The following is a 5,426-nucleotide window of genomic DNA, read 5'->3' on the forward strand; positions in this document are numbered from 1 at the left end:
AAATTGGTTTAAAAATTGCTGCTACTGTACCTCATAAACTCCGAATCTGCTGTATATTCAGGTAATAATGGCAGTCTGTAGAGTTGTCAGATTGCAATTTAATTGCTTATGCTTTTTATCTGTTAATGACTTGAGCCTCTTTGAGAAAAATAAATCTTTCTTCTTTCTATCTTTTTGCTCTTAACTGATGATTTAGCTCAACTTATTCGCCCAAGGCTTATTGTTACATCCATTCAACACTGGGCGGTTACGCCATCGCACTTCCTTTGCGATCGCTAAAACCATTGTTGTATAGTAGGCATTTCCCGTTTGCAGATAAGTATAGAAATATGAAAAGACACCGAATTATGGTTATTGGTAAAAATGTTATGACCGTGCAGCGCGTCAGCAGTCATTGCTTAAAACAAAATGCAGAAGTTTTTCCATATTATTGTATTCCCACGCCGGAAGAGATAACTTTGTTTGAACCTCATATATTGGTGTTATGTCTACCCATACCTGAGCAATTCCAGCATCAACTACTTCAGCCTTACATTTTGTGGTCAGAACAACTCGTGAATGACATCTCACCACTGGCTACCACTTTGACAGAATTATCTGACTGTTTACATAAATTCCTCTAAGCTTAAATCAGCCCTTGGCGTACAGCTAAAGCTGCTGCTTGAACGCGATCGTCAACGCTAAGTTTGTTGAGAACCATACGTACATAAGACTTGACGGTTCCGAGTGAGAGGTAGAGTTGGTTTGCAATCTGCTGGTTTGAGTGCCCCTGTGCAATAAGTTTAAGAATCTCGCGTTCGCGATTACTGAGAATAGGTTGCGCTATTAGCTGAGATACAGGAACATCGGGAGCAACAGCGGTTGACCTAAGCATCCGAGCAACTTTTTGAGCGATTAGAGGATCTAAATAAGCGCCACCTTGGAGTATCAATTGAATAACGGCGATGAGCTGTTCCCATTCAATGGTTTTAAGACAGTAACCATCAGCACCAGCTGCAAGCATCCCCATAACCTGAATATCGTCGTCAAAGGCACTTAAGGCTAAAACACAAGTAGTCAAGCAGTTGCTTTTTATATGCTGGGTGGCTGTAATCCCATCCATAACTGGTAGATCGATATCCATTAAAACTACATCTGGTTGGAGTTGACTAGCTAATTCAACAGCTTCTCCACCGTCCAATGCCTCTCCAACTATACTAAAACCAGGTTCTAAGCTAAATTGCCCTTTTATCCCTCGGCGGATTAAAGCGTGATCGTCAACTAATAGAATCCGTACAGTTTTCTTTTCGTCAATATTAGATATCATTATTGCTACATCTGGTTATATTCTGTTCATCGTTACTATCAACTTGATTTATGGCACTTGGGAGAGTAAACCAGAAAGTACTTCCCTCTCCAAGAGAACTTTCAACACCAATGTTTCCTCCGTGAGCCTCAATAATTTGACGACATAAGTACAGACCAAGCCCACTTCTTCCACGATGCCCTCGTCCTTGAATAAAGCGGTGGAACAGCTTTTCCTGAGCTTGCGGTGCAATTCCCAAACCGCGATCGCGCACCGAAATCCGCACTTGCTCTTGTTCATAAGGCATTATCTCAATCAGAATTTCCCCGTTAGGCTTACTTACCCGCACAGCGTTATCAAGTAAGTTTTGTAGAACTCTTTGAATTTCTAATTCATCACCATAGACAGCTGGCAGCAATTGAGAAGTTTTACAAATGAAGGCTAACTCACGTGTAGATGTTGCTTTTATCTGACTAATTACTTTAATTAAAATCTTTTCCCAGTTTAGGCGATCGCACATTAAACAAGTGCTGCCTGCTTCATAACGGGAGATATCTAAAAGGAGTTCCACAAGCTTAAGCAGATCCTCATTGGCTTCATGGTACTCTTCAAAAACTTCCTTCCAAGTGTCATTGACTGAACCAAAAGCTCCTTTGAGCATACAGTCTAAAGTGTTACGAGTCGCAAGTAAAGGAATACGTAGGTCGTGGGAAAGTGCAGATATCATGTCTTCAAGCTGTTGGTTACGCACCTCAATACTTTGTTGACGGTGACGAGTCTTATCAGCGATCGCGTTAAGAACTCCAGCTAGTTGCCCGATCTCATCTATAGAAGAATGGGATAGTTGCACTTCCATTTGTCCCGCTTGCCAAAGTTTACAAACTTGTGTCAATTTGTTTAATGGAAGTTTGACTCGCCAATGCAACAACTGAATATTTAAAATTGCTACTAATAAAATGATGAATGTGCTGAAAATATTGATCGCACTGTTAATACTATTCAATTGCTGTATACGATTTTTGCGAACTCTCAAAAGCATCTCTTCGTGCTGAATGAGTTTCTCAATCTCCTTATGCAAAGAATCAAATAAAGTGCTTTTTGTCAAAGCAGAATTCCTTACAGACCCAGAAAGCGCTTTTTGCTTCAACTCCCTTTGCCACTGGTTATAGATATATTTAATTTTATCGAGTTGCTTTATTTGAGCAGGGTTGTCTTGTACGAGATTGTACAGATGGTTGAAGCTGTTGTGGAAGCTGGGCTTCTTCTGACGAGAACTTATCGGATTAGTTTGTCCCTGATTAGAATTTTCTAGAAAACCTTTTTCTTGATTATCTATTACAGCATTAAGTAGACGTTCTCCTTCTCGCCCTATGAATAAAGCATGGGTTATCTGGTTATATGCCTCATGATTTAGGTGTGCTATCAAGAGATTGAAGACTTGCTGTCCAAATAAAAAGAACACTAGCAGTAAAATACTAGTATGCAGAGGGTTTAAAAAATTACCTTTCCTAGATGAGTGAATTAAGAAAGGTATCAAGCTAATAGCTATCACTATTTAATATCTCTACCACCTTAATTAAAGTTACCTAGAATACTACTTAAAACCCTTATACACCAGTACTGAAAAAGCTTTGCTGGTGTTCAGCTGTGATTCAAAAGCGTTAACTATGCGTGTGTTACATATCAATATCCTTCATATTAACAACTTAATTGTATTAAATAATGTAGCAAAAATATACTACTACCTTTTTTACAAAAATTAACATAATGCACAAAAATTAATAATCTTTTAGCTTCGTGGTTTTCTTGCAACTGATGTCAGTTGCGTGAGAGAAAAACACAAGAGTATTTTTTTACGGAGTTCCATAGTAGATTCCCCTACCGTTAGTGCCAATAAAGACTAGTCCAAATTTCTGCCAGCTAGCCTCCATGACATTAGGCTCATTGCCCATAGGTTGGTGTAAATAGGCGATATTTATCCATGTTTTTCCTTTGTCGAGAGAGCGAAATACTCCTTCGCCCATACCAGCAATTTCCCCATACAAATACAGTGCAGGAATTTTGCTTCCCTTTTGTGCCTTACCAAGGGCGAATAAGTAAGCTTTCTTCACTTTAGGAATCTGGGCAAATTTTACACCGCCATTTGTTGAGCGATAAAGTCCGTGAGAGTTAAGACTGAGCCAAACTTCGCGATTAACCCCCGGAACTGTTTTGAGCATAGACCAACTTTCAGAAGGCAATAATGAGTTTACAATCCTAAAGGATGCGCCTCCGTTCTTACTGCGGTATAACTTGCCACCACTGTAGTAGTAAAAAGTGTTGCCATCTAATTTGTCAGCTACTAATGGTTGACCCCAGTACCACGGGCCTTTGGGGCCTTTGGGTAATCCTGATACTTTGCTCCAAGAACATCCGCCATTGGTTGTACGAATAGGCTGTCCTTGATTAATAATTGCGACAAATAGATTTGAATTTGTTGCTGACATGGCTACACGCAACGGGATTGTGTTCTTCGGAAACGAGGAAAATTGTTTCCATGTCAGTCCCCCATCTTGCGAAGTTGCTCCCGTATAAGTATTGTTCCATCGATTACCACCAACACGTACCATTTGTGAAGGATTGCTTTCGCTATAAGCAAGACCATAGGTATCCTGGAATCGAGGACTATTTTTGCCGCCAAACTGCGTAGATGGGTAGACATCTAATCCATTGCTGTGGTCAAACCCATCCGTATCAGCAACACCGCTCAACAATTTAGAGCCACTTCGAGGTGAGACTAGGGCGAAGCTAACTAGCTGCTCGTGTCCTTTTTCATAGTTTGACCAAACAGATGACTCTGCGTTGATATTGTCTGTTTGCCATGTTCCATACCAGTCTGTTAACCATAATCGTCCAGCAGTTTTTGGATCAAACTCAATCGCTGAGGTTGAGGAGGCAAAAAACCACTTAGGCCACCAGGGCACTTGAGGTTTCAAAGTATGCTTTTTCTGTTGCCATGTAGCTCCACCATCAGTAGATTGAAATATGACACGATTGTTTGTTGTGGAAACATACTGGTCATAAACAATTAAAAGATGATTGGGATTGTTTGGATCTACAGCAATGGCATTAAATGTAGTTTTCGCGTTACTTGGTGTGATATCGCTCCAAATACTGTTTGCATATTTGCTGACACCCGACGTATGCGTTACATACAGAACTTTGTCTTTTGCCAGAGCCATTCGATTCACTTTTGATGGGCTTCCTGGTATTTTGCTCCAGGTAACACCCGCATCAGTGGATTCATATATGCCATTTCCATAGGCATTGGCATAGACTAGTTCAGATACATTTTTGCTAAATACAATACCTGTAATTCCAATCTTTGTTTCCGGCTTTTCGGGAAAAGAGCTAACCTTGCCCCATGTTGTACCACCATCTGAAGACTTCCATAGCCCATTCAATCGCGAACCAAATAAAATAACATTGGAATTAAAGGGATTAACGGCTAGCCTCTCTCCGAGCCAACGTTTAGTTTCATTGCCACCCATTGGCAAGTCTATTTTCAGCTTATTCCAGGTTTGACCGCGATCGCTCGATTTGAAGATTGTTCCTAATCCACCCCAACTAGTAGTATATTTCCCTGCTGCGATGTATACAATATCTGGGTTATTTGGGTCAAGTGCTAAGGCTTCTCCCCCGTAGTAATTGCTGTGTTGCAAGCTAAATATATCTGTTAGCGGAATCCATTTGTAATCTTTTGAATTCCAACGATAAAAGCCACCCATATCAGTTCTGATGTAGGCTAAATTTCGCTCTTGTGGATGCAAATAAATGCCTGTAACATAACCACCTCCTCCGATAGAGACATTATTCCAGTGATACCTTGATGTAGTACTCCAACTAGACTTGAGGGGTGTAAATTTGACGATAATAGCCAGCGCAAGTATAGCAATACAAATTGTTTTCCCTAGCAGTCTCCAGAAACGGCGATCGCTCATTGCTATTTTCATGGTATTTGCACGTATTTATTTTAATTGACGTTACAGGAAGTAAATTAAAGTCAAGTAAATCAGCTACAGATCGATACTTCTCGGTTAGCCCAATTAACCCTCTTCTGTCACTTTCCGAGTATTCTGAATAAAAGGATTAAAAGAAAAAA

At 40.3% G+C, this 5,426-nt stretch carries 4 protein-coding genes; 1 reads left to right on the forward strand and 3 read right to left on the reverse strand.

What is annotated here, in order from left to right; translation table 11 throughout:
- The first annotated feature begins 329 nt into the window (after window positions 1–329).
- Window positions 330–623 (forward strand): hypothetical protein, encoded by a 294-nt coding sequence (locus RMX89_RS34350; protein ID WP_322692128.1) that lies wholly within the window; start codon window positions 330–332, stop codon window positions 621–623.
- 2 nt (window positions 624–625) lie between these two features.
- Here the strand turns inward: RMX89_RS34350 and RMX89_RS34355 are convergent, their stop codons facing one another.
- The 3 genes from RMX89_RS34355 to RMX89_RS34365 form a co-directional block, all read right to left on the reverse strand.
- Entirely contained in the window at window positions 626–1,306 is a 681-nt protein-coding gene (locus RMX89_RS34355) for a response regulator transcription factor (RefSeq protein WP_322692129.1), read from the reverse strand.
- The gene (locus RMX89_RS34360) at window positions 1,296–2,747 is read right to left on the reverse strand and encodes an ATP-binding protein (protein ID WP_322692130.1); all 1,452 of its coding nucleotides are present in this window, start codon (window positions 2,745–2,747) and stop codon (window positions 1,296–1,298) included. Before RMX89_RS34360 ends, RMX89_RS34355 begins: the two co-directional genes overlap by 11 nt.
- Window positions 2,748–3,138: 391 nt before the next feature.
- Complete coding sequence (locus RMX89_RS34365; RefSeq protein WP_322692131.1) at window positions 3,139–5,277, reverse strand: hypothetical protein; 2,139 nt, start codon at window positions 5,275–5,277, stop codon at window positions 3,139–3,141.
- Window positions 5,278–5,426 lie beyond the last annotated feature (149 nt).

The sequence above is a fragment of the Nostoc sp. DedSLP04 genome, assembly GCF_034530775.1.
Classification (GTDB): Bacteria; Cyanobacteriota; Cyanobacteriia; order Cyanobacteriales; family Nostocaceae; genus Nostoc.

Bases quoted from the DNA above. Each gene is read 5' to 3' on its own strand.
- RMX89_RS34350 (WP_322692128.1), top strand. From the start codon at position 330: ATGAAAAGACACCGAATTATGGTTATTGGTAAAAATGTTATGACCGTG.
- RMX89_RS34355 (WP_322692129.1), bottom strand. From the start codon at position 1,306: ATGATATCTAATATTGACGAAAAGAAAACTGTACGGATTCTATTAGTT.
- RMX89_RS34365 (WP_322692131.1), bottom strand. From the start codon at position 5,277: ATGAAAATAGCAATGAGCGATCGCCGTTTCTGGAGACTGCTAGGGAAA.